Origin of the sequence: Pseudomonas turukhanskensis (assembly GCF_027922365.1) — a bacterium.
GTDB classification, from domain to species: Bacteria; Pseudomonadota; Gammaproteobacteria; order Pseudomonadales; family Pseudomonadaceae; genus Aquipseudomonas; species Aquipseudomonas turukhanskensis.
The window spans coordinates 95,348-119,625 of record NZ_BSFN01000010.1; the positions used below are offsets into that span (position 1 = coordinate 95,348).

The 24,278-nt window shown below is 60.2% G+C and carries 25 protein-coding genes and 1 pseudogene; 7 read left to right on the top strand and 19 right to left on the bottom strand.

Going from position 1 to position 24,278, the window contains the following annotated elements; translation table 11 throughout:
- Positions 1 to 19: 19 nt before the first annotated feature.
- From PKE98_RS17060 to PKE98_RS17070, 3 genes and pseudogenes are all read right to left on the bottom strand, one after another.
- Positions 20 to 463: pseudogene (locus PKE98_RS17060) on the bottom strand (HipA domain-containing protein); the annotation flags it as partial.
- Between the two features lie 182 nt (positions 464 to 645).
- The gene (locus tag PKE98_RS27185) at positions 646 to 798 is read right to left on the bottom strand and encodes a helix-turn-helix domain-containing protein (RefSeq protein ID WP_373877879.1); all 153 of its coding nucleotides are present in this window, start codon (positions 796 to 798) and stop codon (positions 646 to 648) included.
- A gap of 162 nt (positions 799 to 960) precedes the next feature.
- The gene (locus tag PKE98_RS17070; protein WP_271196526.1) at positions 961 to 3,774 is read right to left on the bottom strand and encodes an ATP-binding protein; all 2,814 of its coding nucleotides are present in this window, start codon (positions 3,772 to 3,774) and stop codon (positions 961 to 963) included.
- Between the two features lie 237 nt (positions 3,775 to 4,011).
- Between PKE98_RS17070 and PKE98_RS17075 the strand changes: the two genes are divergently transcribed.
- Together PKE98_RS17075 and PKE98_RS17080 are read left to right on the top strand one after the other, a co-directional pair.
- On the top strand, positions 4,012 to 4,836 hold the full coding sequence (locus PKE98_RS17075) for an alpha/beta fold hydrolase (protein WP_271196527.1): 825 nt from the start codon (positions 4,012 to 4,014) through the stop codon (positions 4,834 to 4,836).
- 49 nt (positions 4,837 to 4,885) lie between these two features.
- Positions 4,886 to 5,455 (top strand): cysteine hydrolase family protein, encoded by a 570-nt coding sequence (locus tag PKE98_RS17080; RefSeq protein ID WP_271196528.1) that lies wholly within the window; start codon positions 4,886 to 4,888, stop codon positions 5,453 to 5,455.
- A 255-nt stretch (positions 5,456 to 5,710) separates the two neighbouring features.
- Here PKE98_RS17080 and PKE98_RS17085 read toward each other — a convergent pair whose 3' ends face one another.
- On the bottom strand, positions 5,711 to 6,835 hold the full coding sequence (locus tag PKE98_RS17085; RefSeq protein WP_271196529.1) for a carboxylate-amine ligase: 1,125 nt from the start codon (positions 6,833 to 6,835) through the stop codon (positions 5,711 to 5,713).
- Between the two features lie 196 nt (positions 6,836 to 7,031).
- Between PKE98_RS17085 and PKE98_RS17090 the strand changes: the two genes are divergently transcribed.
- Positions 7,032 to 8,465, top strand: a complete 1,434-nt coding sequence (locus PKE98_RS17090) for an iron-containing redox enzyme family protein (RefSeq protein ID WP_271196530.1) — start codon at positions 7,032 to 7,034, stop codon at positions 8,463 to 8,465.
- 9 nt (positions 8,466 to 8,474) lie between these two features.
- The gene (locus PKE98_RS17095; protein ID WP_271196531.1) at positions 8,475 to 9,431 is read left to right on the top strand and encodes a methyltransferase; all 957 of its coding nucleotides are present in this window, start codon (positions 8,475 to 8,477) and stop codon (positions 9,429 to 9,431) included.
- Between the two features lie 77 nt (positions 9,432 to 9,508).
- Here PKE98_RS17095 and PKE98_RS17100 read toward each other — a convergent pair whose 3' ends face one another.
- The 8 genes from PKE98_RS17100 to PKE98_RS17135 form a co-directional block, all read right to left on the bottom strand.
- Positions 9,509 to 9,985 carry a PA2171 family ribosome-binding persister protein gene (locus PKE98_RS17100; RefSeq protein WP_271196532.1) on the bottom strand — a complete coding sequence of 159 codons (477 nt, stop codon included), beginning with the start codon at positions 9,983 to 9,985 and terminating at the stop codon, positions 9,509 to 9,511.
- A 148-nt stretch (positions 9,986 to 10,133) separates the two neighbouring features.
- Positions 10,134 to 10,322 (bottom strand): hypothetical protein, encoded by a 189-nt coding sequence (locus tag PKE98_RS17105; protein WP_271196533.1) that lies wholly within the window; start codon positions 10,320 to 10,322, stop codon positions 10,134 to 10,136.
- 88 nt (positions 10,323 to 10,410) lie between these two features.
- Entirely contained in the window at positions 10,411 to 10,977 is a 567-nt protein-coding gene (locus PKE98_RS17110) for an ATP-dependent Clp protease proteolytic subunit (RefSeq protein WP_271196534.1), read from the bottom strand.
- Between the two features lie 160 nt (positions 10,978 to 11,137).
- Positions 11,138 to 11,329, bottom strand: a complete 192-nt coding sequence (locus PKE98_RS17115; RefSeq protein ID WP_271196535.1) for a con-10 family general stress protein — start codon at positions 11,327 to 11,329, stop codon at positions 11,138 to 11,140.
- 266 nt (positions 11,330 to 11,595) lie between these two features.
- On the bottom strand, positions 11,596 to 12,570 hold the full coding sequence (locus PKE98_RS17120; protein WP_271196536.1) for a lipid A deacylase LpxR family protein: 975 nt from the start codon (positions 12,568 to 12,570) through the stop codon (positions 11,596 to 11,598).
- Positions 12,571 to 12,760: 190 nt separating this feature from the next.
- Positions 12,761 to 13,219: a DNA methylase gene (locus PKE98_RS17125; RefSeq protein ID WP_271196537.1), complete on the bottom strand. Its 459-nt coding sequence runs from the start codon at positions 13,217 to 13,219 to the stop codon at positions 12,761 to 12,763.
- Between the two features lie 72 nt (positions 13,220 to 13,291).
- Positions 13,292 to 13,468 (bottom strand): hypothetical protein, encoded by a 177-nt coding sequence (locus PKE98_RS17130; RefSeq protein ID WP_271196538.1) that lies wholly within the window; start codon positions 13,466 to 13,468, stop codon positions 13,292 to 13,294.
- A gap of 200 nt (positions 13,469 to 13,668) precedes the next feature.
- Positions 13,669 to 13,950, bottom strand: a complete 282-nt coding sequence (locus tag PKE98_RS17135) for a DUF3077 domain-containing protein (protein ID WP_271196539.1) — start codon at positions 13,948 to 13,950, stop codon at positions 13,669 to 13,671.
- A gap of 576 nt (positions 13,951 to 14,526) precedes the next feature.
- On the opposite strand from PKE98_RS17135, the gene PKE98_RS17140 reads away from it, so the two are divergent.
- The 3 genes from PKE98_RS17140 (at position 14,527) to PKE98_RS17150 (ending at position 17,199) form a co-directional block, all read left to right on the top strand.
- Entirely contained in the window at positions 14,527 to 15,528 is a 1,002-nt protein-coding gene (locus PKE98_RS17140) for an aliphatic sulfonate ABC transporter substrate-binding protein (protein WP_271196540.1), read from the top strand.
- 115 nt (positions 15,529 to 15,643) lie between these two features.
- A complete protein-coding gene (locus PKE98_RS17145) occupies positions 15,644 to 16,480 on the top strand; it encodes an ABC transporter permease (protein ID WP_271196541.1) in 837 nt (278 codons plus the stop codon).
- Positions 16,477 to 17,199, top strand: coding sequence for an ABC transporter ATP-binding protein (locus PKE98_RS17150; protein WP_271196542.1), 723 nt, complete (start codon positions 16,477 to 16,479; stop codon positions 17,197 to 17,199). The genes PKE98_RS17145 and PKE98_RS17150 overlap by 4 nt, the downstream gene beginning before the upstream one ends.
- 106 nt (positions 17,200 to 17,305) lie before the next feature.
- On the opposite strand, the gene PKE98_RS17155 is transcribed toward PKE98_RS17150, so the two are convergent.
- The 7 genes from PKE98_RS17155 to PKE98_RS17185 form a co-directional block, all read right to left on the bottom strand.
- The gene (locus PKE98_RS17155; protein WP_271196543.1) at positions 17,306 to 18,406 is read right to left on the bottom strand and encodes a sigma-54 interaction domain-containing protein; all 1,101 of its coding nucleotides are present in this window, start codon (positions 18,404 to 18,406) and stop codon (positions 17,306 to 17,308) included.
- An 8-nt stretch (positions 18,407 to 18,414) separates the two neighbouring features.
- Positions 18,415 to 19,602 carry an acyl-CoA dehydrogenase family protein gene (locus PKE98_RS17160; RefSeq protein WP_271196544.1) on the bottom strand — a complete coding sequence of 396 codons (1,188 nt, stop codon included), beginning with the start codon at positions 19,600 to 19,602 and terminating at the stop codon, positions 18,415 to 18,417.
- Between the two features lie 120 nt (positions 19,603 to 19,722).
- On the bottom strand, positions 19,723 to 20,877 hold the full coding sequence (gene ssuD, locus PKE98_RS17165; protein WP_271196545.1) for an FMNH2-dependent alkanesulfonate monooxygenase: 1,155 nt from the start codon (positions 20,875 to 20,877) through the stop codon (positions 19,723 to 19,725).
- A gap of 10 nt (positions 20,878 to 20,887) precedes the next feature.
- Positions 20,888 to 21,466 carry an FMN reductase gene (msuE, locus tag PKE98_RS17170; RefSeq protein ID WP_271196546.1) on the bottom strand — a complete coding sequence of 193 codons (579 nt, stop codon included), beginning with the start codon at positions 21,464 to 21,466 and terminating at the stop codon, positions 20,888 to 20,890.
- A gap of 244 nt (positions 21,467 to 21,710) precedes the next feature.
- Positions 21,711 to 22,355 (bottom strand): methionine ABC transporter permease, encoded by a 645-nt coding sequence (locus PKE98_RS17175; RefSeq protein WP_271196547.1) that lies wholly within the window; start codon positions 22,353 to 22,355, stop codon positions 21,711 to 21,713.
- On the bottom strand, positions 22,345 to 23,457 hold the full coding sequence (locus PKE98_RS17180; RefSeq protein ID WP_271196548.1) for a methionine ABC transporter ATP-binding protein: 1,113 nt from the start codon (positions 23,455 to 23,457) through the stop codon (positions 22,345 to 22,347). The genes PKE98_RS17175 and PKE98_RS17180 overlap by 11 nt, the downstream gene beginning before the upstream one ends.
- On the bottom strand, positions 23,457 to 24,254 hold the full coding sequence (locus PKE98_RS17185; protein WP_271196549.1) for a MetQ/NlpA family ABC transporter substrate-binding protein: 798 nt from the start codon (positions 24,252 to 24,254) through the stop codon (positions 23,457 to 23,459). Before PKE98_RS17185 ends, PKE98_RS17180 begins: the two co-directional genes overlap by 1 nt.
- Positions 24,255 to 24,278 lie beyond the last annotated feature (24 nt).

The window sequence follows — 24,278 nt, forward strand, 5'->3', positions numbered from 1 at the left end:
TGGGGCTGAACGCCCCTGTTCATTTCAGCAAAGCGATGTTCTGGTTGATGCGGGCTTGAATCGTTCTGACGGTGCTCTTGGTAATAGCGCCGGGCAGGCTGTCCTGCGCTCGTTGCGTGAACGTGCTGGCAACTTCACAAGCCAAATCGATGGTATCGGCGACTTCTTTGCCCGTCATGTCGGTTTCCTCTACGCCCAGTCGCAGCAATTGCCCGCGGGAAATATCCAATGCCTGGCCCAGAACATCCATCTGGTGGTACCCGCCAGGTCCCTCGCAAAACGTCACGTCGTAGGCGGGCGCGAGCGCCCATTCCCCGCCGGCCGACATCAGGTAAGCGAAGTTTTTCGGATGATCATCGCGGTTGTTGAACACAACGTTGAAAACCGCCCGCTGGAACGCCAGCGCCTTTTGTCTCACGTCGTTGGTACATAGCCCCGTCGCCCGCAAGAAGCTCACATAATCCGCCCCAACCTTCGTAGTAAACGTCTACGCGGCTAACCATTGGTTTTCTTCCTGACCCGTTGCCGAGTAGCCGCGGTTTCGTAACGGGCAAAATCTTCGAGGGTCTGCAGCCTGGGTTTGAACAGCGCCTCTAGCTCTTTATGCGGCCCAGCCCATTGCCACGCGCACCAGACTTTCCAGGGCTACGCCACGCCCAGATTCGATAGCGTGCCGGCACTGATTCCTGCCCGCGCGGCGACGTCGCTCTGAGTCATTTTCAACGCCAGCCGCTCATGACGCAGACGATTGCAAATGAGAGCCACCACCTCATCGGGTTTGCTGAGTTCTAAAACCATGATTTTGGGCCTTAGCGCTGAATAATCGGCTTAATTGGCAAAATTATCGCGCTAAAGCCTTTGCCGCGAAGGCGATTAAATTCATTTTGTAGAGGCTTAAGTGGTTTATGCTGGCTTAAGGCTTGCTTTCCTGAAGTTATGTTTAGCATCGCCAGGCCACTTTCATGCCAGCGATCTAAGCACCTGCCGCGCCGCCTCAAAATCGGCACTGTCGAATCCCTCGCCAAACCAATCCATCAGCGCGCTCAATTCATCGCGTGCTCGGCCGGTTTCCCCCTGTTTGGCCCACAGTCTGGCCAGGCTGGTGGTAATGCGTAGCTCCCAGGCCTTCAGCTGGTGTTGCCGGGCAACGAGCAGGGCCTTGTGTAACAGCCTCTCTGCGCCCGTCAAACCGCTACTTATCAATAGCTCGGCGTGGCAGCGCAGCAGTTCGGGCAGTGCGGACTGGTCATCGGCTTGCTCGGCATGGGCAATGGCGGCTTCGATCAGACGCAGCGCTTCAGTGGGGCGGCCGTGCTGCGCCAACACCATGCACAGCGCCGACGTGTAGGGCGCCAGGTAGGACGCATAGCGCACTTGGCCCAGCCGCTCCAACGCTGGGCTGATAATGCGGTCATAGGCCGACACATCGCCTTGCCAGAGCTGGTACAGACCGCTCCAGAATTCGCCGCCCCAGAATTGTCCGGCGCCGATGGAGTGAGCGCCCAATTGATGCCAGGTGCGCGCTGCCAGCAGGCGCTGGCTCGGTAGCGCCAACGCACAGACGCCACCGGTCAACAAGGCAATCGGGCAAGTGCTCATGGTCAGCACATGCCAGCGGCTCGCCAGGTGGCCCGTTGCCAAGGCTTGATGCTCGGCTTCCTGCAACGCTTTATTGGCCTGATCGGCAAACCCTTGCAACCACAAGGTGTAGGCCAGGGCACCAAGCGCCACGGCTTTCTGGTCATAGGCGTAGCGCAGCATATGACGCAGGCGAAGCTCCTCGGGATAGTGACGCAGCACTGCCTCCAGGCCGCTGCGCGCCGCCTGCAGCTCGCCCAGGCATAGCTGGGAGAGGGCGACCATGCGCCTGGCCACCCATTCATCACCGGCAGCGGGCTGCAGCAACGCATGGGCCAGAAATGTCTGCGCAAGCTGGACGTTTTGCCGGTAGGGGCCATTGAGGTAGCCGTGGGCCCACAGTCCCCAGATAGCGAGCGCCTGGTGGTTGTGATCGGCCAGGCGCTTGGCGATATCAAGGGTCAGCAGAAACGCCTCACGGGTTTGGTTGGCAGCGCCGGTATACAGCAGGGCCTTGCCGCGCACGGCCTGCAACTTCATTACCTTGCGTTCGAACAGCCCCTGGTTGGCCAAGTGGGCCAATGCGCGATTGACGCTGACCAGGCACTCGGTAATCTGCGAGCGGTGTAGCCAGAACGCCAGAGCGGCAAGGGTCAGGTCGATGCCGAGCGTGGTGTCCTGTTGTTCATCCAGGGTCCAGCGCAAGGCCTCGCGCAAGTCTTCCTGCAACGCTTCACACAAGGCACTGCGCGGCGACGCGCCCAGCTCCCAGAGCGGTGCTGCTGCGGAAAACGCTTCCAGCAGATACAGGCTGTGCAGCCGGCGGGAACGGGTGAATTCGCCTGCCTCGCGCAGCTTGTCATTGGCGTAGCGCCGGGTGACTTCCAGCAGCCTGTACTTCACGCTGCCAGGGTCGTGCTGCAGTGCCAACAACGACTTGGATACCAGGCTGGCCATACTCCTGACCACGGACTCGGCGTTGAGCTCGGCGCAAATTCCGACCGCTAATGCGCCATCCAACCCAAATGCACCGGCAAAAACGCCCAGACGGCGCAGCAGCGTGCGGTCCTCGTCGCCCAGCAGGTTAAAACTCCAGTCCAGCGTGGCCCGCAGCGTTTGCTGACGAGGCAGGGCCGAACGGTTACCGCCGGCAAGCAACTCCAGCTGATTTTCCAGGCGTTCGACCACCACCCGCAGGCCCAGCGTCGTCACCCGCGCGGCGGCCAGTTCGATAGTCAGCGGAATGCCGTCGAGCCGCCGACAGATGCGCGCCTTCAGCTCTAGCGCCTGGGGCACCGTATGTTGCTCCGACTGCCCATGCTCCAGACGCGCCTCAAACAGTTGCACGGCACTGGCCTCACGCATTGCCTGCGCGCTGGCGTCGGCCGTCGGCACGTGCAGCGGGGCCACGCGAAACAGGTATTCGCCTTCAATGCGTAATGCCTCGCGGCTGGTCGCAATGACATGCAGGCCGCGGTTGTACACCAGCAAGGTCTCAACCGCGTTGGCGGCGGCGTCGATCAGGTGCTCACAGTTATCCAATACCAAAAGAATTCTGCTGCCGACCAGGCTCGCGGCTATCTGTTCCAGGCTGGCGCTACCGCTGGCCGGTGCCAGGCCCAATGCAGCGGCGAGGGTGGGCACCAGAAATTCAGCTGTGGAAAGCGGCGCCAGGTCCGCCAGGCACACGCGGTCGGTGAACGTGCTGGCCAGATTGCGCGCGCACTCAAGCGCCAGGCGGGTTTTGCCAATGCCGCCGGGGCCGATCAACGTGACCAGGCGGTGATGGCTGACATCGAGTTCAAGGTCGAGCAGGGCATCGTCGCGCCCAATCAGGCGAGAGAGGCTGGCGGGTATAAACAGATTGGCCCCCGGCGTGGGCTGTTCGGTCTGGCTGACAAACTGATAGCCGCGCCCGGACACCGTGCGTATCGCGCCGCGCGCTTGGCCCAGCGCCTTGCGCAGCAGCGACTCCTGCGCCTCCAAGGTATTTTCTTCGACGATGCGGCCGGGCCAGACCGCCTTCATCAACTCGTCCTTGCTGACCACCTGGCCATTGGCTTCAAGCAGCGCCATCAATACGTCGAACGCGCGGCCATGCAGTTCCACGGCCTGGCCGTCCACACGTACCACGCGCTTTGCGGGAATTACTTCACAGAGGCCGCGCAGAGGCGCTGCAGAAGTAGGGGAGTTCATCGCGCATCCTCGCGCAGGTCTGACAAAGAAAAGGCAACGGCGTAACGCACGCACAACACTTAACAGCCAGGCCCGAAGCCCTACAAGCAGCAACTCCTAAGCTAATCACAAAATTCAGGATTCTTCAGGTTTTCTACAGGACCCTTTTTGCGCCGACAGGTAGCTTCAGTCACCACCCTTCACCGCCATGGAATTCAACGCAGTTGGCGTGTGGCAACCCGCAAAAGGAGAGCACCCATGGCCACCATTACAACGCGCGACGGCACACAGATTTATTACAAGGACTGGGGCAACGGCCCGGTGGTAGTGCTTAGCCACGGCTGGCCACTGAACGCCGACAGTTGGGAGTCGCAGATGTTTTTCCTGGCCAACCACGGTTACCGGGTAATAGCCCACGACCGCCGAGGCCACGGACGCTCCAGTCAGCCCTGGGACGGCAACGAAATGAACACCTACGCAGACGACCTCGCCCAGTTGCTGGACCACCTTGATATACGCGGCGCCGCGCTATTTGGCTTCTCTACCGGTGGTGGTGAAGTGGCGCGCTATATCGGCCGCCACGGCACAGCGCGGGTGGCCAAGGCTGGGCTGATTTCGGCGGTGCCGCCGCTGATGGTAAAGACCGACGCCAACCCCGGCGGCCTGCCTATCGCCGTATTTGACGGCATTCGCGCAGGCTCCGTGGCCGACCGCTCGCAACTGTACAAAGACATCGCCAGCGGTCCGTTCTTTGGCTACAACCGCCCCGGTGCTACGCCCTCGCAAGGCGTGATCGATGCCTTCTGGATGCAAGGCATGCTCGCCGGGCACAAGAACGCCTATGACTGCATCAAGGCATTCTCTGAAACCGACTTCACCGAAGACCTGAAAAAGTTCGACGTGCCGACCCTGATCCTGCACGGCGACGACGACCAGATAGTGCCTGTGGACGCCGCTGCCCGTGCCTCTGCCGAGTTGGTGCGCAACGCCAAGCTCGTCATCTATCCCGGCGCGCCCCACGGCATTACCGACACCCACAAAGACAAACTTAACGCCGATTTGCTGGCCTTTCTGCGCAGCTAAACCCTCATCGCCCGGCATTCAGCCGGGCACGTACACAAGGAGAGTCGCTATGAGCGGTAAAAAAGCATTGATCGTGGTAGATATTCAGAACGACTACTTTCCTGGTGGTCTGTGGACGCTGAGCAAGGTTGAAGACGCTGCGGCCAAGGCCGCCCAGGTAATTGCAGCCTTTCGCGAAAGCGGTGATCTGGTGGTGCATATCCGCCACGAGTTCACCAGTCAGGACGCGCCTTTCTTCCGCCCCCACAGCGAGGGCGCCAAGCTGCACCCGAGCGTGATCAACCAGCCGGAAGAACCGGTGGTGCTCAAGCACTACATCAACTCCTTCCGCGAAACCGAGCTCAAGCCCATCCTCGACCAGCACGGCATCGAGGAAGTGATTGTGGTCGGCAATATGAGCCATATGTGCGTCGACGGCATTACCCGCGCGGCGGTCGATTTCGGCTACCGCACCACGGTGCTGCATGATGCCTGCGCCACCCTGGACCTGGAATTCGACGGGGTGAAAGTGCCAGCCGCCCATGTGCACGCGGCCTTTATGGCGGCCCTGAGCTTCGGCTATGCACCGGTGATTTCCACTGCCGAATACCTCGGCCAGCATGTGCGGGCGGCTGCATGAAACGCTTGATTGGCTTGGCCATGACCGGTGCGCTCGCGGCACCGGCCATTGAACGATTGGCGTAAATCGCCCCGGTCTAAACCTCGAGGCTGAAGCCTCTCCTACAAAAAAATCGCCCACCCGTAGGAGAGGCTTCAGCCTCGATTGAGGCAAACAATACCAAGGCGACTTTCTCCATTTTCCAGCACGCTCAGGTAGCGCCATCAAAAACTAGAACTCTGTCTTTCTATGTTGCTCGGTCCTGGTCGGCCTGAGTTAAACCGCCAGCGTTTGATTGCGCAGTTGATCCACCACACCGCTCAATGCCTCTAGCGGCAAAGCACCGCGCTGTATACCCGCGTTGTAGCGCTGCAGCTGCTGGGTAGCGCTGTTTCCCGTGCTGAGAATATGCCGGGCGCGGGCGTATACCCCTTCATCGCCACCGGCGCGTGCGTACTCGCCGATCTTCGCCCAAGTTTTGTCCAGCCAGCTTTCCAGACTGATGCTGTGCTGGGTGCCGGGTTCGATGTATTCGCTGTGAATGCCAAAGCGCTTGGCCCGCCAACGGTTTTCTTTTAGCAGCTGGCGTTGCTCAGGGGTTTCGCTCGGGCCGGGAGTGGGGTTTTGCACTGCCCAGGTGACCATCGCGCGAAACAGCCCGGCAATGCACAGCGCGTCTTCCAGGTGCGGGCAGGCGTCGGCAATACGCAACTCCAACGTTGGAAACTGCAACGCCGGGCGAATGTTCCACCACACATCGCTGCGGCTACGTACGCTACCGCTGGCAACCAGCGCATCCACGTATCGCTCGTAATCCGTCTGGCTGGCGAAGTGCTCCGGCATACCCATGCGGGGCCACTCGTCACAAGCCGCCTGGCGATAGCTGTGCAAGCCGCTGACCCGGCCGCCCCAGAACGGTGAAGACGCGCTCAACGCCAGCAACATCGGTAGCCACTGCAGCACCCGGTTCATCACCACAATACGGTCGCCCGGAACGCCCACATGAACGTGCAAGCCCGAAAGCACGCTGCGCCGGGCCACCATCTGCATATCGTTGAACAGATCATGGTAGTGGGGCAGGTCGGTGCCGTGCTGCAAACGCCATTGCGCCAGTGGATGGGTACCGGCAGCGACGATGCCAAGACCATGCTCTTCCCCCAGCCACGACAAGGTGGTGCGCGCCTTGGCCAGGCAGTCGCGGGCTTCGTGCTGGCTGCTGAGAATCGGGGTCACCAGTTCAAGCTGAGACACGAACATCTCGGCCGCGATCATGTCCGGCAAGGCTTCGCGACACGCCGGCAAAAACGTCGGCGACGGTTCCCATGCAAGCTCACGGCTGGTGAGATCGGACAGGAAATACTCTTCTTCGATGCCGAAATTCAGCGGCTTGATGGCGGGCATGTGCAGGTCCTTTCGCGCGTGCGGCGGTAAGCAGAAGACGCCAAGGCCAGAGCGGCGGTTCCACCTTTTCACCGCGCCTTTGCCGCCTCCCCCTGTGCGGCATGGCTTACCGTTCAGCGTATTGGTGGAATCTTTGTGGGGGGCGCCGGCTCCCAGCTTCATGCCTCTGCTGTGAGGTAATTGCCTGGAGTGCGCAATGTCCATCTTGAGTCTGGTCGATACGGAACATCTCGACTTCGCCACGCTTACCCCACACCGCGGTCCCGCCCAGGACCTATACGTCAAACTGCTCAGCCAGCCGCAGGAGCATCTGGACACCACGCGCGAATTTCTTGATGCCCATTTGCGCCAAGCCATCAGCCTGCCGTGCGATCTCCCGGACAGCCCGCAGCAATTGATGCAGTGGGTGCGAGCCAAAACCTGTCGCGCTACGTCGCAGTACAACGCCTATCTGCAAGGGCGCAAAGACGGTGAGCCCCGGCGCTACTTCTCCGGGCGCGCCCATGCGTTGTACTTTCTACGTGCTGTGGCGCCCACCAAACTGGTGGACGGCGCCTGGCTCTACAGCACGCTGCGCCATTGGCGCGAGAGCCGCTTGCGTACCCTGGTACAAACCTACCTTGAGGAGCTGGGCGACGGCGTGCCGCAGATGAACCATGTGCTGATGTATCAGCAGCTGTTGAGCAGCAACGGCTGCGAAGAACTGGCTTCCCTGGCTGATGAAAATTACGTGCAAGGTGCGCTGCAGCTCGCACTGGGTACACTGGGCGAGCATTACTTGCCGGAAGTGATCGGCTACAACCTGGGCTACGAGCAATTGCCACTGCATTTGCTCATCAGCGCCTACGAGTTGGATGAGTTGGGCGTCGATCCGTACTACTTCAAGCTGCATGTCACCATCGATAATGCGGTTGCCGGGCACGCCCGCAAAGCCGTGCAAACCGTATTGGATAACGTGCCGCAGGTTGGCGATGCCGCGGAGTTTTACCAGCGCGTGCGCGACGGCTATCAACTCAATGAGCTTGGCCTTGGCTCCACCACGGCGATCCAGCGGTTTGACCTTGAGCACGAACTGCTGACGATGCTGGAAAATAAACGTTCGCTCGCCGGGCATGTGCACTCGGACTACTGCCGCATCGAAGGCCGCACCGTAAACGAGTGGTTGAGCGGGCCTGAGCCGATTCGCGGGTTTCTTGCTGCCTTGCAGAATCGTGGCTGGATCGTGCGGCACCAAGCGCCGGATAACAGCCGTTTCTGGCACCTGGTACAAGGCGAGGGCGCAGCCATGTTCGGCGTGTTCACCCCCTATGAACTGCAGGTGCTGCACGATTGGATTGCCGGCGATTGGCTAAGCGACCACAAACCGACCTATACCGCCGTTGGCGTACCCGCTCATAACGATGCCACGCGGCGTATGCGTGCCGCGCATCGGCGGGTCGACCCGGCAGGCCTGGGGGAGCTGGCGCCCAGTAGCGATATCGACTGCGAGCAATACGCCCTGGCGGAGGAATTGGCGGCACTCACCACAGAAGAACGGGAGCGCCGGCTGGTGGACCTCGCCAGCCCTGCCAGCCATTGCACCCCGGCAGGTTTGATGGCTACGCGCATCCTTTCCACCCTGGTTCGTTAGGAGCGAGGCATGAGGCCAGACGTAAAGCCCCGAGGTTACGGGGAACGGGAAGCGCTACTCCAACTGGGGCAGGCGCTCGAGCAATTAGGTTACTCATTCACCACTGTCACACCGCTGACCCATCAGCGCGTTAATGCGCGCCCCGGTAATGAATTGGCCGAGCATTTACGTGATGTATTTGGTTGGAGCAGGCCGTTCAAAGACGGGGTGCTGGACGACTCGATGCTGCGTTTTCTGGAACACGCCAACAGTCTGCTGACCCAAGGCGACACATGGCACAGTGCGGTGCGCTGGTCCACGTTGCACGGGCGGTTGTTTGTGCATTCGCGCTTTCCCACCCAGGAACAGGATGCGGTGTTTTTCGGCCCCGACAGTTACCGGTTCATACAGGCGCTGTTGGCCCATCTGCACGATGAGCCGCGTGAACACTTGCGCATCGCCGACATTGGCTGCGGCGCAGGCGTGGGCGCCATCGTGGCGGCCTTGGAGCGTCCGCACAGCGAGGTGTGGGCGCTGGATATAAACCCCAAAGCGCTGCTCTACACCGAGGTGAATGCCGAGCTCGCCGGGGCGGCCAATGTGCGCACACTGCACAGCGACGTGCTCAAACAAGTGGACGGTGAGTTCGACCTGATTATCGCCAACCCGCCCTATATGGCCGACGCCGAGCAACGCGCGTACCGCGATGGCGGCGGCGAACATGGCGCCGGCCTGTCCATTGCCATTGTGGAGGCCGCGCTAGCCCGCCTGTCACCCGGCGGGAGTCTGTTGCTGTACACCGGGGTCGCGATGTTCGACGGCACTGATCCCTTTTTCACGGCGGTAAGCGACCGACTGCGGGCTGCCGGTTGTGAATGGCAATATTGGGAGATGGACTCGGACGTATTTGGGGAGGAGTTGCTCGAACCTGCGTATCAACAGGCAGAACGAATTGCGGCGGTAGTATTGCGCGTAACCAGACATTGAAACGATGAGGCTCAAGTGACGCACATCACATAGCATCTGATGTGCGGCACTTGAGCCTCGATGCGTATTTCCTGTCGTCAGGCCGCTTTACGCTGTTGCAGCAGCTCACTTTTAAGCGAGGCTTTACGGGCTTCCATCTGTGCACCCAACTCTTTTAGCTGAGCGGCTGGCAGCAGCTTCTTCGCCTCTTTGAACATCGACTCTTCTTCTTCCTCGATATGGTGCTCCAGCAGCTCTTTAAGCACTTTGGCGCGCCCGGAAAACTCGACGCTATCCGGTGCGGTGGTTTTCAAGTGCGGGAGCACCAAGGCGTCGACGGCGCGATGTTCCTCAATGGCTTCGAAGTACATTTTCGCCTGTTCTTTTTCCCCAGCTTTTTTATAGGCTGGGTAGAAAATTTCTTCCTCGATATGGGTGTGTACGTACAGTTCCAGTTCGAGTTTGTTGATCAGCTCCACGCGCTTTTTAACTGCACGTTCGGTGGTAGCGCTGAGTTGTTCCAAAAGATCCAGCACGACTTTATGGTCGGCTTTAAGCAGGTCAATCGCGTTCATTGTTCACCTCAAGACTAATCAGGTCGGAATCGGTCGCGATCTGTGCCGCGCCTTAAAAGTTGACTGGGCCAGTGCCTAACTAGTTCGAGGTGTTTAACCCAGCGGTAGGCTCGTATTCATTGGAGACGTGGTTGAGCGCAGTATTTCGTTACTCAGCGTCATCCTGTTCATGGATAGGCTCGTCTTCATCAATCGGCGGGTGCCGGTTGGGTTCCTGTCGATCGGGGTTGGGCGCCCGGCCAGGCACAGGCTCCATGGGCCAGACCGAGCCTGGATCTTCATTGCCTGGGTCGTTGATCGCGTCATCAATGGGATCGTTGTCGATAGGTATGTTCACGGTAAACCTCGGGAGGTAAAAGAGAGGGCACTGCATACAGAGGACTGCATGCGCCGCCGAACATTGCGCTTTCCCGACGGACCGTTGGCTAACCGTGCTGGCTGCCGCGCACTTTCCAGTGTTTTACATCATCGGCGAATACCGGCTGTTTCATCTCGTGGGCTAGGCTGTAAGCCAGCGACTCGTGGGCAGCGATGACTTTTTCTTCGGCAGAAAGGCACTTGAAAATGTCCAGCTTGGTAGCCGCCGCGTGGGTTTCCAACTCGAAAATCTTCACGTAGCGCGCCAGGTCATTGTCGAGGCTGGAGAGATACTCACGCAGGCGTTGGTGATCCACCGAGCTCTGGCTGAAATACCAATTCATCGGATGAATCAGAAAGCGCGAGTGGGGCGCCGTAATACGGTGTTGCGCGGCCAGAAACATGATGATGCCCATAGACTCGATATTGCCGGCGTTAATCGCCAGCAGCGGCACGGGCAGAGACTTGAGGAAGGTGTATAGGGTAAAGCCGAAGTTGGTGCTGCCGCCGGTAGTGGACAAGTTCAGCAGCAGCGAACTGGCGCCTTGCTCGATGGCTTCGAGGCAACAATCGCGAAAGTGCTCGGTCGTGCCCTGGTCAATCTGGCAATGAAAGTGAACGATATGCTCGGTCATCGGCTCACCTCGCTAACAGCATCCTGGGCAATAACCCGGTCGCTGATCATGGGGGAATCGGCTTGTGTTTTTTATATACCCTTGAGCGTAAATGGAGGGATTGGGTTCGCAAAAAGTTGAGGGCCTGGCAAAGCAGGCCCTCGTCCCACACGCGGGTCACTTAAGCGCGACCACCACCGCCGGTGCGTTGGCCGCCTTTTTTGCCGGCCTCGGGCGCCTTCTGCCGATCGTTGGCTACATTGCTGCCGCCGGTGTTGCTGGCGCCGCTTGCTTGGCCGCCTTTCTTGCCCGCTTCCGACGCCTTGTTGCGGTCGTTGGAAAAATTGCCTGGGTTCTTGTTTGCCGTAGTCATTTCAGTTCTCCCAAGGGATGCTGAGGACGTGGGAGCATAATTGCCGCCACACACAGTAGGCCGGGGCAGCGCGGGCTTGGTTCAGTTTTATTGCGAATTAAGTTACTGAAAAATAAACGATATTACCTTGATACCAGTTTGCCCCGAGCGAGCACTGTCGTGGCTGTCAGGTTAAAAATCGGGTCCATTTCGCGACCTCGAAGGCAAAAAAAAAGACCGTGAGCCCAGCGGCCCACGGACCTTTTTTAATGCAGATAAGCAGGTACTTAAAGCCAGGTCGAGATCGACAGCGAGCCGAATTGGTCATGACCCTTTTGCTCATCGAACTCACGGGTACGCCACACGTTGGCAAAACTTACCTGCCAGCGGTCCCAGGTCAACGCCAAACCGACCTGGGCATCGCCCACGAGCTTCTCGCGATCCACCGAGGGGCTGTCGTGCCAGGTGTTGCCGTCAAGCAACATGTTCTGCGCCATGTAGCGGCCTTCCAGGTTGGCATACACAAACCAGCCAAAGCCGCCGTCCGGTTTGAAGAACTGCACGCCACCGGCCCCTGGGGTTACTGACGACTGGCTGAGGCTGCGCGACAAGCCTTGGCCCAGACGGATGCCGGCGCCCGTGGAGAGGTAGGTGTACAGGTTGCCAACGGCACCGCCAACGCTCGGACCGTATTCGGTTTCCAGCCCGCCGAAGTTGTCCTGCATCCACCAGCGCTTTTCATAGCCCAGGTTCAGGAATGGCTCATTGGTCAACTGATGGTCCCAGCCTTCAGCCTTCTTGCTGCCAGTAGCCTTGTGTACCAAGCGCTGGGATTTTTCCCCGCCGGCGCCTTGGCCAACCAGGCCCACATCGACGGTGGCTGTGTCGGTCACGCGGTAGCCTTGCTCCTGCGTTGCCTTGAACAACGACACACCACCAAACAGCATGCCGGCGTATGGGCGGTCGTCAGACTGCAGATCTTCGCGTTCGATATCTTCGGGTGTGTACAGCTGCTGGCCAAACCGATAGGCGCTGTAGGTCAGATCGCTGGCCGCCCAGCTAGGGATAAGCCCCGCCAGGTTGCGGGTCCAATGGTCCTGCTCAGGCTCGAATGCCCAGTAGCCTTCCAAGCCGCTGGTGTAATGGCCATCGCGGCCGCCGGTAAACACATCGTTATCAACCTTCAAGGTCAGTACTTCAGCGTGAGCACTGGCGGCGGCCAAGGCGGAAACCAACAGCACCTGTAAGGCGTTTACTTTCATGCGGAGCTCCGTGCGCGTGTGGAATTCTTATAATCGGGCCTCTCCCGAGGGAAAAGACCCACGCGGTAGAAAGCGCACAGGCACGAGCGTTCAAGAAATATTTACCGGCGCCCCAAACCAGCCTTGTGTTGCGGTTGGGGCGAGCAGAGCAAGCGCGTTACGGTGGCTGAGCGGCCGTGGGGCGAGCGGGTCAGCGGGCTCCGGTGTCAGGAAATAGAAACCTGGCTGTATCGCGCATGAAAATGTCGACGGCCTTGGGGCCCAGGCCTGCAAACGCCAGCAGACGTTGGGCAAACGCTGGGGCGTCAGTGCTTTGCTGGCGGATGTTCATTACCTTGCCGTCGTATTCGTCGACCAGCTTTCTTCCGAGCTTGATCAGCCGTTCCGCGGTCGAGTTGTCGTAGCGCACGTAATGGGCAGCGCCCAGCAGCCCCACCAATTTTGCTTTGCTGCACGCGGCAAGTTTGCGCGCGCTGTCGTACTGGTGCTCTTCAACGATGACCTTGTAGGCCTGCCAGGCAATGGTTTGTTGAATCGGTTTGGCAAACAGCAGGCACGCCACCAGCCATTTGAAGAGCGCTTTGTCGTTACATTCGGCCAAGCCCTCAGCCAAACCCAACTGTCGCGCCACAATATGGGCTCTGGTCATTTCGCTTCCTTTCAATCTTCCGATAGTTACCGAGTGACCCGACGCACAGCGCAAGAGTTTCTGGTGTACCGCTCAGTGGACATGGGGGTGGGATAAGCGCAAGCACGCCGCGTTTCCTTGATGAAAACGGATTTTTTTCATCAGTAGGCTTTGAATTTTTCCCATCAAGGCAGTCCGCTCAATACGCCAGTGCGCGAGGTGATAAGTAATGAAGCTCAGCGCTGCCATAGCGACAAATTTATCGACCATGTGCCCGGATCCAGAAGCGTCGTTTGTCGGTCGTCGATAAACAGAAATGCCTGCCGGGCTTGGTGTCGTGACCAATATTGCGTCGGTAAATACCGGCAAAGTGAGTGCCGATTTGCTCAGGGGTGTGGCAAGTGCGCATTAGGTTGAAGTGGGCAGGTGTGCGCAATGCCAATTGCATCTGCACACCCTACGAGCCAGATTCACGACGATGTACGTTCGTATTCCGCCAGCCCGGCAGAACTGGCGTTTACCAGTGCACGGATCATGTCGGTGAGGTATTGCAGACAATTGGTCTGGATGTCACCGCCTAGGTTTTCCCGGTTGAGCACCACGCGCTGGGTGCAGTCCAGCAGGATGCAGGCCTGTTCCAGCGCCAACTCAACCGGCACACCTGCTCGTACGGTAAACAGGTGATGGCCGTCGGTTTTGAGAAAGGTGTGGCGGGTCGTAACGATTGCGGATTTAGCAGGTTGATCTTCCATGTTCCACTCCAAGACAGTGTGTGCCCCCTGAAAGGAGGCAGCTGGGTCAGGGTTAGTCGACCGAGCGTTACCAGCAAACTCCGGTACACCGTTAGGTGTCCCAAACCCAGCCGCCATAACTGCAAACACAGACAAAAATGGCTGACTGCGTTTTATGGCTAGAGCCAATTGCGCTAACGCGTTCGGACGACTAAATCCGGTCGCCAGTTATCCAGCGACGAAGTCCATGTTAGGGAGGTATGCAAGGGAAATCTGGCAGTTAGGTACGAGGAGTTTGTAGGCTGGGTAATCGTGTCGGGGCTCTGAAATCACGCAAATGCGCGCTAAACCTCAACGGCACGCTGGCGAACCGATTGTTTCCTGACCAACTGTTGCTGCAGCAACACTCGATCAACACGCTGTTGCCACAGTGACAACGGCCATGGATTCAAATGCCCGCAAACCCTTGCTGCGTCGCGCTCTCGGCGTTTGGCACGACTGCTGCATTATTCCTTGAGAATAGCGATGTAAGGCTTAAACCTGCTTTAAAGGAATAAGCAAAGAACCATCGCGCCCGCCCTCGCAAGGAGTTTTGCCATGAGTACCACCCCGTTCCGCCACGGCCGTCTGGCTCGTTTTTTCACTGCGGCCAGCCTGGCGCTTGGAGCCGCTCTGGCACCCTTGGCGCAAGCCGCCGACGCCTTGCCCAAGGAATTGCGCCTGGACTACGCGTATTACTCGCCCACTAGCCTGGTGCTCAAACATTTTGGCTGGCTGGAGCAAAGCGTGGGCGAGGGCAGCAAGGTGACCTGGACGCTCAGCCAAGGCAGCAACCGCGCGCTGGAATACCTCAATAGCAACAGCATCGACTTCGGCTCCACCGCCGGCTTGGCTGCCGTATTGAGCCGCGCCAACGGCAGCCCGATCAAGACCGTGTATATCGCTAGCCGCCCGGAATGGACGGCATTGGTGGTGGCCAAGGATTCGCCGATCAAAACCGTCGCCGACCTCAAGGGCCACAAGATCGCCGCCACCAAAGGCACCGACCCGTACCTCTTTACCCTGCGCAGCCTGGAACAAGCTGGCCTGAGCAAGAACGACGTGGAGCTGGTGCACCTGCAACACGCCGATGGTCGCACTGCTCTGGAGAAAGGTGACGTGGACGCCTGGGCCGGGCTCGACCCGCTGCTGGCAGCCAGCCAGTTGCAGGCCGGTTCGCGCATCCTTTATCACAACGTGAATTTCAACAGCTATGGCGTGATCAACGTCACCGAGAAATTTGCCCAGCAGTACCCGCAAGCCATCGACAAGGTCATCACCGCGTACGAAAAAGCGCGCAAATGGGCGCAGGAAAACCCTGAAGAGCTGGCGCAGATTCTGTCCAAAGAGTCCGGCTTGCCGCTGGACGTTGCCAAGCTGCAATTGCAGCGCACTGACTTCAGCAACTCGCAGCCGGGTGCCGAGCACATCGCCGCACTGAAAGCCGCGGCGCCGATTCTGGTGACCGAAGAGCTGGTGCGCAAAGGCGTGGACGTAAACGCCGTGGTGGATCAACTGATCGAGCCGTCGTTCAGCAAGCAGGCCATTGCCGGCAGATAAATGGCTGTTGGCGACCGTGCAGGAGCGGCTCAGCCGCGAAGCTTTTGACCTTTGAAAGCATCGCGGCTAACGCCGCTCCTACCGTCGCAAGCACGTTTATATAAGGGACAACCCTATGACGAGCAAAAGCAAAACTCTACCAGCGCCCACCGAGCAGCGATGGAAACCCGGCGTGGATTCCGCGGCCTGGAAACGCCGCGGCAAAGGCCTGGTGCTTCCGGTGGTGGCCTTGTTGCTGTTGGAAGTAGTGGTGCGCCTGGGGTGGGTGCCGCCGTACCAACTGCCGGCGCCCAGCGATATTTTCATCACCCTCAGCGACCTGGCCGCCGGCCCGTTGTACAAACACATAGGCGCCAGTGTCGCGCGGGTGCTGTTGGGCTTTGCCATTGGTGCGGGGCTGGCGTTGTTGGCGGCTGCCTGGGTTGGCTTGAGCCGTGAGGCCGAGGCTTACCTGGAGCCAACCTTTGCCGGCCTGCGGGCGATTCCCAGCCTTGCCTGGGTGCCGTTATTGCTGCTGTGGCTGGGCATTGATGAAACTTCAAAGGTGGTGCTGATCGCCATCGGCGCGTTCTTTCCGGTGTACCTCAATGGCGTGGCCGCCATCCGCAATATCGACCGCAAGCTGGTGGAAGTGGGGCAAATGTATGGCTTCAGTTCCGCGCAGTTGGCCAAGCGCATTCTGCTGCCGGCGGCATTGCCGGGTTTGTTCACCGGGCTGCGCAGCGGCATGAGCCTGGCCTGGATGTTTCTGGTGGCCGCCGAGCTCATCGCCGCCACCAAGGGCCTGGGCTACCTGCTCACCGACGGCCGCGAAACCTCACGGCCGGATATCGTGCTGGCGGCAATTATCGTGCTGGCCCTGTTGGGCAAGCTGTGCGACGGCGTGCTGGCCAAACTGGAAACCCATTTTCTCGATTGGCGTGATGCCTTTACCGGCGAGGCAAAACCATGAGCGAAGCCCTGTTGAGGGTGCGCGTGGAGCGCAAAAACTTCGCGGCCGTCACGGTGCTGCGCAATATCGACCTGCAGTTGCAGCCGCGTGAAGTGGTGACTTTGCTCGGGCCTAGCGGCTGCGGCAAGAGCACCTTGCTGCGCATTGCCGCCGGGCTTGAGCGCGAGTTCAACGGCGCGGTGAGTCGCGGCGGGCAAGGCGGGGAAGTGGCCTTTGTGTTCCAGGAACCTCGACTGATGCCGTGGCTAACCGTGGCGCAAAACATCGGCTTTAGCGCCGGTGGCCAGTACGACCAAGCCTGGGTGCAGCAGTTGATTCGCGAAGTTGGCCTGGAGGGTTTTGCCGACGCCCTGCCCAAGCAATTGTCGGGCGGCATGGCGCAGCGGGTGGCGTTGGCCCGTGGGCTGTACTCGCGGCCGCGGGTGTTGCTACTGGATGAGCCGTTTAGCGCGGTGGATGCGTTTACCCGCATGAAGTTGCAGGATCTGCTGTTGCAGCTGGCCGAGCACCATGGCATTGCCTTGTTGCTGGTTACCCATGATGTGGATGAGGCCTTGTACCTGAGCGATCGGGTGCTGGTGATGGGAGGCTCGCAGTCGAGCAGTTTGCGCCTGGAGTTGCCGGTGGCGCTGGCTCGGCCGAGGGACCGGCGCGATGCGCGGTTGGCAGCGTTGAAAGGGGAGGCATTAACCGAACTCCAATTAGCCCATGTGATTTAACCGTGGACGTGTAGGAGCGACCTTGGTCGCGAACCCTGGAAAAGGTATTCGTGACCGCAGCTTGCAGGGTTCGCCAGCAAGCTGGCTCCTACCTAGACCTGAGGGCTCAAATCGACAAATGCAACACCCGATTACCCGCCTGCACCTCATCCCCGCGCCGCTTGTTCACCACCAATTCCCCAATGACAATCAACCGCGCCCGCGTCACGTTGCGGCTAAGCCCCAACAGGCTGGCAGTGTGCACCTGGTTGTAATGGCAGAAGCGGTACGCCGCGCGGAGCAAGGCGTCTTCAACCTTCTCATGCAGCCCGCCAGCCTGCTCTTCAAACAGACGCTGAAACGCCCGCTGTAACAGCGCGGACGCCGATTCATCTTCGGCCTGTTGTTCCACCTGACGCTCGATACGCAGGTTGGACAGGCGTAAATCTTCTTCTCGAATCAGGTCGTCGCGGCAAATCAGCAGGGTGTGGTGAATCACGTTTTCCAGCTCGCGGATATTCCCCGGCCAGCCGTAGTTCACCAGCTTCTGCTCGGCCGCGGCGCTGATCTGTACGTCGCCGTAGCCCAGCCGCCCGCTGTAGCTGCGCACGAAGTGGCGGGTGAGCGGCAGGATATCGCCCGGCCGCTCGCGCAGTGGGTGCAGTTGCAGGCTTACGACGTTGAGGCGGTAGTAGAGGTCTTCGCGAAAATGCCCGGCGTTGATGGCTTTTTCCAACAGCACGTTGGTGGCGGCCAACACCCGCACGTTGATGGGGATGCTCTTTCGCGAGCCCAGGCGTACCACCTCGCGCTCTTGCAGCACCCGCAGCAGCTTCACCTGAATGGCCATGGGCAGGTCGCCGATCTCGTCGAGAAACAGCGTGCCGCCGTCGGCTTCTTCGAACCAGCCCGCCTTGGCCGCCAGGGCGCCGGTAAAGGCACCTTTCTCGTGGCCAAACAACTCGGCCTCCACCAGCGACTCGGAAAAGGCGCCGCAGTTGACCGCCACAAACGGCCCGCTACTGCGGCGGCTGAGGTTATGGATATGCCGGGCCACCAGCTCCTTACCGGTACCGGTCTCACCAATGATCAGGACGCTGGCCTCGCTGGGAGCAACCTGTTGCAAGTGGGCGAGAAGGGCCTGCGATTTGGGGTCTTCAAACACCTGTGCGGTGGCCCGGATCGAGGTTGCCAGTGCGGGGGAAGCGGGGAGCGTCAGCAGTTGCATGGGGATGCCTATGAGTAAAAGGTCGGGGTCGGCAATGTGTGGTTCAGTGCCCAGTCGCCGAGTTCGTGAACCTTGTAGTCCACCGGGTCATGCAGGGTTTGCGTGCGCAGGTTGCGCCAGTAACGGTCCAGGCGCAGCGACGCATGCGTGGCGCGCGCGCCGGTCACTTCGAACAAGCGGCTACACACGTCCAGGCCGGTGCGGGTAGCGGACACTTTGGCCGCGGCAATGGCCAGGGCCAGGTGGCCGCGCTCGTCGCTGCTCAGGGCGTGCTCTTTGTGCCAGGCCTCATCGAGCAGATGGGCGGCGCGTTCCACCAGCAAGCGGGTGCCTTCCAGCTCGGCCCAGAACTCGCCGTAGTGGCGCAGCACATAGGGGTCTTCGCTGACGCTGGCGGCCTTGGATTTAAACCAGGGCCGGCCTTCTTTCAGGGTGTAGTGGCGCGCTTCTTCCAGGGCGCCTTCACTGATGCCGAGAAAGATATGGGCAAAGTGCAATTGAGCAATCAACGGGCGCAGGCAGGCGAATGGCGTGCTGAGCGGGCCCGGGTCGAGCAGCAGTTCGGATTCTTCAACCCGCACCCGTTCAAAGGTGGCGCTGCCGCTGTCGGTCTGGCGCTGGCCCATGTTGTTCCAGTCATCATGCAGGGTGATGCCGGTACGGGCGGTGGGCACGGCAGCAATCAGCAGCTTGCCGCCAGCGCTTTCGTCGATGGCCGAAGCAATCAGCATTTCCGAATCGGTCGCGCCGGAGCAGAAGCTTTTCTTGCCGGAAAACTCGCGATGGTCAGCGAATTTCTTCACCACGGTGCGGGTGTCCAGCGGGTTAAGGGCATTGCCCCAGAACCAGTTTTTGCGCGCTGTGGCTTCGAACCACGGCTGCCATTGTTCCGGGCGGGAAAACAGGCGCACGGTGGCCAGCATCAGGTGTTGAAAGCCGAAGACATGGGCGATGGAGCTGTCGACCTTGGCGAACTCGCGCACGATGTTCAGGGTTTCGCTCCAGCTGGCGCCAATACCACCGAACTGGGTGGGGATGCTCAGGGCCAGCAGGCCGCTAGCCCGCAAGGCGTCGCGTTCGGCTTTGGGCGTGCCGCCGCGTTGGTCGCGCTCCACGGCATTTTCGGCAAAGTCGGCGGCCAGCAGGCGGGCGGTTTGCAGAGGGTTGAGTACCGCCGGGTTGGGGTGGGTGCTCACTACGTGTTCCTCATTTTGAAATCTGGATCCTAGCGTGTGCTGGGATGACGGATGTTTGTGTCCGGATCACCGTCATCCCAGCGAAGGCTGGGATCCAGAATTTCCGGGTTAGCAAAAGCCTCAAGCGGACTGCGGCTTCTTGATCACAGGCAACACATCATTGGCAATCATTTCGCCAAACGGCCCGGTCAGGTTTGTCACGCCACGGCCGGCCAGGCTGGCATACGGCTCGGGCAGCAACGGAAACACCAGCTCGGCAAAGCGATAGGCTTCTTCCAGGTGCGGGTAGCCGGAGAAAATAAAGCTCTCGATGCCAAGGTCAGCGTATTCCTTGATACGCGCCGCCACCTGCTGCGGGTCGCCCACCAACGCTGTGCCGGCACCCCCGCGAACCAGACCGACACCGGCCCACAGGTTAGGGGCAATTTCCAGGTTGTCGCGGCGGCCGTTGTGCAGCGCGGCCATGCGTTTCTGGCCTTCGGAATCAAAGCGCGAAAACGATTTTTGCGCCGACTCGATAGTCTCGTCGCTGATGTGTTCGATCAGTTTGCTGGCCGCTTGCCACGCTTCATCGGCGGTTTCACGCACAATCACATGCAGGCGAATGCCGAATTTCACGGTGCGGCCTTGCTTGGCGGCGCGGGCGCGCACATCGGCGAGTTTTTCCGCGACCGCAGCCGGTGGTTCGCCCCAGGTGAGGTACACGTCTACCTGTTCGGCCGCCAGGTCATGGGCGGCATCGGAGGAACCGCCAAAGTACAGCGGCGGGTAAGGCTGTTGAATCGGCGGGTACAAGGCCTTGGCGTTCTGTACGTGGATGTGTTTGCCCTCGAAGTCCACCGACTCGCCTTGCAACACACGGCGCCACACCTTGAGGAATTCGTCGGTCACTTCGTAGCGTTCGGCATGGGACAGATGAATGCCATCGCCGCGGTTTTCATCAGGGTCGCCGCCGGTAACCACGTTGATCAGCAGGCGGCCGCCAGACAGGCGATCCAGCGTCGCGGCCATACGTGCCGAGACAGTGGGCGAAATGATGCCGGGGCGAATCGCCACCAGATAACGCAGGCGCTCGGTCAACGGCGCCAGGGCCGATGCCACCACCCAGGAGTCTTCGCAGGAGCGGCCGGTGGGAATCAGCACGCCGTAATAGCCCAGGCTGTCAGCGGCCTGGGCCACTTGTTTGAGGTAGGGCAGGGTGACCGGGCGGGCGCCTTGGCTGGTGCCGAGAAAATGGCCGTCGCCGTGGGTGGGGAGAAACCAGAACACATTCATCTGCAGAGCCTCAGGCAATTTTCTTCAGGGTGGCGATACCGTTGGCAAACAACGGCGCGGCACGCTCGACGGCGAGCTGGATACGGGCTTTGAGCAAGTCGTTGCTGACCTGGTAATTGCTGAAGTCGGACTCGCTGGCGTAAACGCCAATGGGCAACGTCAGCGCCTGGAAAAAACTGAAAAGCGGGCGCAGTTGGTGGTCGATCACCAGCGCATGGCGCTCGCTACCGCCGGTGGCGGCGAGCAGCACCGGGGTGTCGATCAGGGCATTCATTTCCACCAGGTCAAACAGGTGCTTGAGCAGGCCTGGGTACGAGCCGCGGTACACCGGCGACGCCACGATCAGCAGGTCGGCGTTCTCGATGGCTTGTAGCTGCGCTTCGACCTCGGGCGGCAATTCGCTGCGCGACATCGCGCCGCCGACATCCCGAGCAATACTGCCCAGCTCAATCAGTTGGCCATTGACCTTGCGACCGTCTGCGGTCAATTGCCGGGTGAGTTGCGCCAACAGTTCTTCGGCCAGCACCAGGGTGCGGGACGGCCGGTAAGAACTACCGGCGATGGCGATTACATTCAGGGCTGTGGTCATGTCTGTTTCCTGTGGTGTTGCGCGAGCAACAGGCTGATTCGCGCGTCTGCCAGGACGGTTGCAAAGGCTGTACCAGCGTTGGAAGGCCCGTGAATCGGCGCTTTCAGACTTCCTTCGCGTATTTATGGTGTTCCTTGGGCAAGCTATTGCTGATTCGGTGTTGCTGTAGCAACAGTTGCTGAGCAAACACTTGCGAGTGTCCTGCCAACCCTTTGGTGCGCGGAGCACACCCTACAAAAGCGGTTCACCGTTTGTTCAACACCCTGGCCAACCGATCCCCGCCCAACTGTATCGCCGCCACCAGAATCACCAGCAACGCAATCACGCTCACCATCACCTGGCTGTCGAAACGTTGGTAGCCGTAGCGGTAGGCAATGTCGCCGAGGCCGCCGGCACCAATGGCACCGGCCATGGCCGAGGAGTTGATCATGGTCACCAGGGTGATGGTGAAGCCGCCAACGATGCCGGGCAGCGCCTCGGGCAGCAGCACATGCCAGACGATATGCCAGCGCCGGCAGCCCATGGCCTGTGCGGCCTCGATCAAACCGTGGTCGACTTCTCGCAGGCTTACTTCGGCGATGCGCGCAAAGAACGGCGTGGCCGCGATGGTCAGTGGCACCACCGCCGCCCACACGCCATACGTGGTGCCCACGATAAGCCGGGTAAAGGGGATCAACGCCACCATCAGAATCAGAAAGGGAATTGAGCGGAACAGGTTGACGAAGGCGCCCAGCGCGCGATTGATCAGTGGCGCCTGGTAGATGCCGCCCTTGTCGCTGGTGACCAGAATCACCGCCAACGGGATACCGGCGAGCAGGGCGATCAAGGAAGACACGCCCACCATCAGCAACGTGTCGAGTACGCCCTGTAGCAAACGATCAAACCACATAGCCCAGCACCTCTACCTGTTGTGCCCATTGTCCGGCGCGTTGGCGCAGGCGTTCGGCGTCCAGTGCCGAGGCGCTTACGGCCAGCAGCAGTTGCCCCAGCGCGTGGCCCTGAATGCGTTCGACGCCGCCTTGCAGCAAGCGCACGTGCCCGCCCAGCGCAGCAAAGAGCGCGGCCAGGTCGGGTTCTTCCTGGCTGCTGCCGGTAAAACTCAAGCGCAGCACCACGGCGGCCTCGGCCGTTGCCGGAGAACTGTGCAGGCGATCGCGCAGCTCTTGCGGCAAGTCGTGCTGCAACGGCGCCAGCAGGGTTTTGCTGACCTCGTGTTGCGGGTTACCGAACACTTCCCACACCGGGCCTTGCTCGACGATGCGACCGTGTTCCAGCACTACTACGCGGTCGCAAATCTCGCGAATTACCGCCATCTCGTGGGTAATCAAAATGATGGTCAGGCCCAGGCGCTGATTGATGGCTTTGAGCAGCCCGAGAATCGATTGCGTGGTCTCCGGGTCCAGTGCCGAGGTGGCTTCGTCGCACAGCAGAATTTCCGGGTCGTGCACCAGGGCGCGGGCGATGCCGACGCGTTGTTTTTGCCCACCGGACAGTTGCGCCGGGTAGGCGTGGTGTTTGTCGGCAAGGCCCACAAGGTCCAGCAGTTCACGCACCTTGCGCCGGCGATCTTCCTTGGGCACACCAGCCACCTTCAGCGGCAGCTCGACGTTCTGCCACACGGTTTTTGCCGACATCAGATTGAAGTGCTGAAAGATCATGCCAATGCGTCGGCGTAGCTCCACCAGGCGGTCTTCGTTGAAGTCACCGATATCCACCTGGTCGATCAATACGCGGCCTCTGCTGGGTTGTTCCAGGCGGTTGATGGTGCGAATCAACGAGGACTTGCCCGCGCCGCTGCGGCCAATGATGCCGAACACTTCGCCACGGGCAATGGCCAGGTCGATGCTGTGCAGCGCTTGCAGTTCGCCATAGGTTTTGCCCACGCCAATAAAGCGCACATGGGCCTTGTTCAGCTCAGGGTGCAGTTCCCGTTGTTCGGCCAGTGGCCGATCGGTTTCAGGGTGCTGGCGGGGCAGGCTAACCACGCTCATCAGTTTTTCCAGCCTGGTTGGTACAGGGTGCCGTTGGCTTTATCCAGCGCTGCGCGCACCACCGGCGAGTGCTGGTAGATGTCGACGAACTTGATCAGGCGCGGGTCGGTTTTGCTCTTGGGTTGAATCACAAACTGAATGACGTACTCGGGGTGGTCCAGGCCGTCAAAGAGAATCGCCGAGGTGGCATCGAAGCTCTTCGCCTGGCGGATATACGCGGGGTAACCCTGCACCAGATCCGCATCATCGTAGGCACGCACCAGTTGCACGGCTTCTACCTGAATGATGTTGATGTCTTTGGGGTTGGTGAGAATGTCGTCTTCGGTAGCCTTGTAACCCACGCCCGGTTTCAGGGTAAGCAGCCCGGCCTTGGCCAGCAGTTGCAGACCCCGGCCGGCGTTGATCGGGTCGTTGGCAATCGCCACCGTGGCGCCTTCAGGCAGCTCGGCGAAGCTTTTGTATTTCTTCGAGTACAGGCCGACGTTGTTGATGATGCCGGGCGCAAATGGCACCAGATCAAAACCGGCGGCGGCCTTGGCGTTTTCCAGGAAGGGAATGTGCTGGAAGTAGTTCACGTCGATATCGCCGGCCGCCAGGCTGACGTTGGGCGCGATCCAGTCGGTGAACTCCACCAGTTCCACTTTCAGGCCCTGTTTTTCCGCTTCGGCCACGGCGGTTTCCAACGGAATGGCGAAGGCGGCAGTGGTGCCGATTTTCAGCGGTGCATCGGCGGCAAAGACAGCGCTGGCAAACAGACCCAGGGCCAGAGTGAGGGCTTTTAATGGAGCGTTTTTCATCAACGGGTTTCCTGTGTTCGAGCG

What these genes read in the sequence shown, in the direction of transcription:
- PKE98_RS17075 (WP_271196527.1), top strand. Translation starts at nt 4,012, where the DNA reads ATGGCCACCATTACAACGCGCGACGGCACACAGATTTATTACAAGGAC.
- PKE98_RS17070 (WP_271196526.1), bottom strand. Translation starts at nt 3,774, where the DNA reads ATGAACTCCCCTACTTCTGCAGCGCCTCTGCGCGGCCTCTGTGAAGTA.
- PKE98_RS17110 (WP_271196534.1), bottom strand. Translation starts at nt 10,977, where the DNA reads ATGACCGAGCATATCGTTCACTTTCATTGCCAGATTGACCAGGGCACG.
- PKE98_RS17100 (WP_271196532.1), bottom strand. Translation starts at nt 9,985, where the DNA reads ATGAACGCGATTGACCTGCTTAAAGCCGACCATAAAGTCGTGCTGGAT.
- PKE98_RS17080 (WP_271196528.1), top strand. Translation starts at nt 4,886, where the DNA reads ATGAGCGGTAAAAAAGCATTGATCGTGGTAGATATTCAGAACGACTAC.
- PKE98_RS17140 (WP_271196540.1), top strand. Translation starts at nt 14,527, where the DNA reads ATGAGTACCACCCCGTTCCGCCACGGCCGTCTGGCTCGTTTTTTCACT.
- PKE98_RS17175 (WP_271196547.1), bottom strand. Translation starts at nt 22,355, where the DNA reads ATGTGGTTTGATCGTTTGCTACAGGGCGTACTCGACACGTTGCTGATG.
- PKE98_RS17130 (WP_271196538.1), bottom strand. Translation starts at nt 13,468, where the DNA reads ATGGTCGATAAATTTGTCGCTATGGCAGCGCTGAGCTTCATTACTTAT.
- PKE98_RS17095 (WP_271196531.1), top strand. Translation starts at nt 8,475, where the DNA reads ATGAGGCCAGACGTAAAGCCCCGAGGTTACGGGGAACGGGAAGCGCTA.
- PKE98_RS17155 (WP_271196543.1), bottom strand. Translation starts at nt 18,406, where the DNA reads ATGCAACTGCTGACGCTCCCCGCTTCCCCCGCACTGGCAACCTCGATC.
- ssuD (WP_271196545.1), bottom strand. Translation starts at nt 20,877, where the DNA reads ATGAATGTGTTCTGGTTTCTCCCCACCCACGGCGACGGCCATTTTCTC.
- PKE98_RS17115 (WP_271196535.1), bottom strand. Translation starts at nt 11,329, where the DNA reads ATGACTACGGCAAACAAGAACCCAGGCAATTTTTCCAACGACCGCAAC.
- PKE98_RS27185 (WP_373877879.1), bottom strand. Translation starts at nt 798, where the DNA reads ATGGTTTTAGAACTCAGCAAACCCGATGAGGTGGTGGCTCTCATTTGC.
- PKE98_RS17135 (WP_271196539.1), bottom strand. Translation starts at nt 13,950, where the DNA reads ATGGAAGATCAACCTGCTAAATCCGCAATCGTTACGACCCGCCACACC.
- PKE98_RS17150 (WP_271196542.1), top strand. Translation starts at nt 16,477, where the DNA reads ATGAGCGAAGCCCTGTTGAGGGTGCGCGTGGAGCGCAAAAACTTCGCG.
- PKE98_RS17145 (WP_271196541.1), top strand. Translation starts at nt 15,644, where the DNA reads ATGACGAGCAAAAGCAAAACTCTACCAGCGCCCACCGAGCAGCGATGG.
- PKE98_RS17120 (WP_271196536.1), bottom strand. Translation starts at nt 12,570, where the DNA reads ATGAAAGTAAACGCCTTACAGGTGCTGTTGGTTTCCGCCTTGGCCGCC.
- msuE (WP_271196546.1), bottom strand. Translation starts at nt 21,466, where the DNA reads ATGACCACAGCCCTGAATGTAATCGCCATCGCCGGTAGTTCTTACCGG.
- PKE98_RS17085 (WP_271196529.1), bottom strand. Translation starts at nt 6,835, where the DNA reads ATGCCCGCCATCAAGCCGCTGAATTTCGGCATCGAAGAAGAGTATTTC.
- PKE98_RS17185 (WP_271196549.1), bottom strand. Translation starts at nt 24,254, where the DNA reads ATGAAAAACGCTCCATTAAAAGCCCTCACTCTGGCCCTGGGTCTGTTT.
- PKE98_RS17090 (WP_271196530.1), top strand. Translation starts at nt 7,032, where the DNA reads ATGTCCATCTTGAGTCTGGTCGATACGGAACATCTCGACTTCGCCACG.
- PKE98_RS17180 (WP_271196548.1), bottom strand. Translation starts at nt 23,457, where the DNA reads ATGAGCGTGGTTAGCCTGCCCCGCCAGCACCCTGAAACCGATCGGCCA.
- PKE98_RS17125 (WP_271196537.1), bottom strand. Translation starts at nt 13,219, where the DNA reads ATGACCAGAGCCCATATTGTGGCGCGACAGTTGGGTTTGGCTGAGGGC.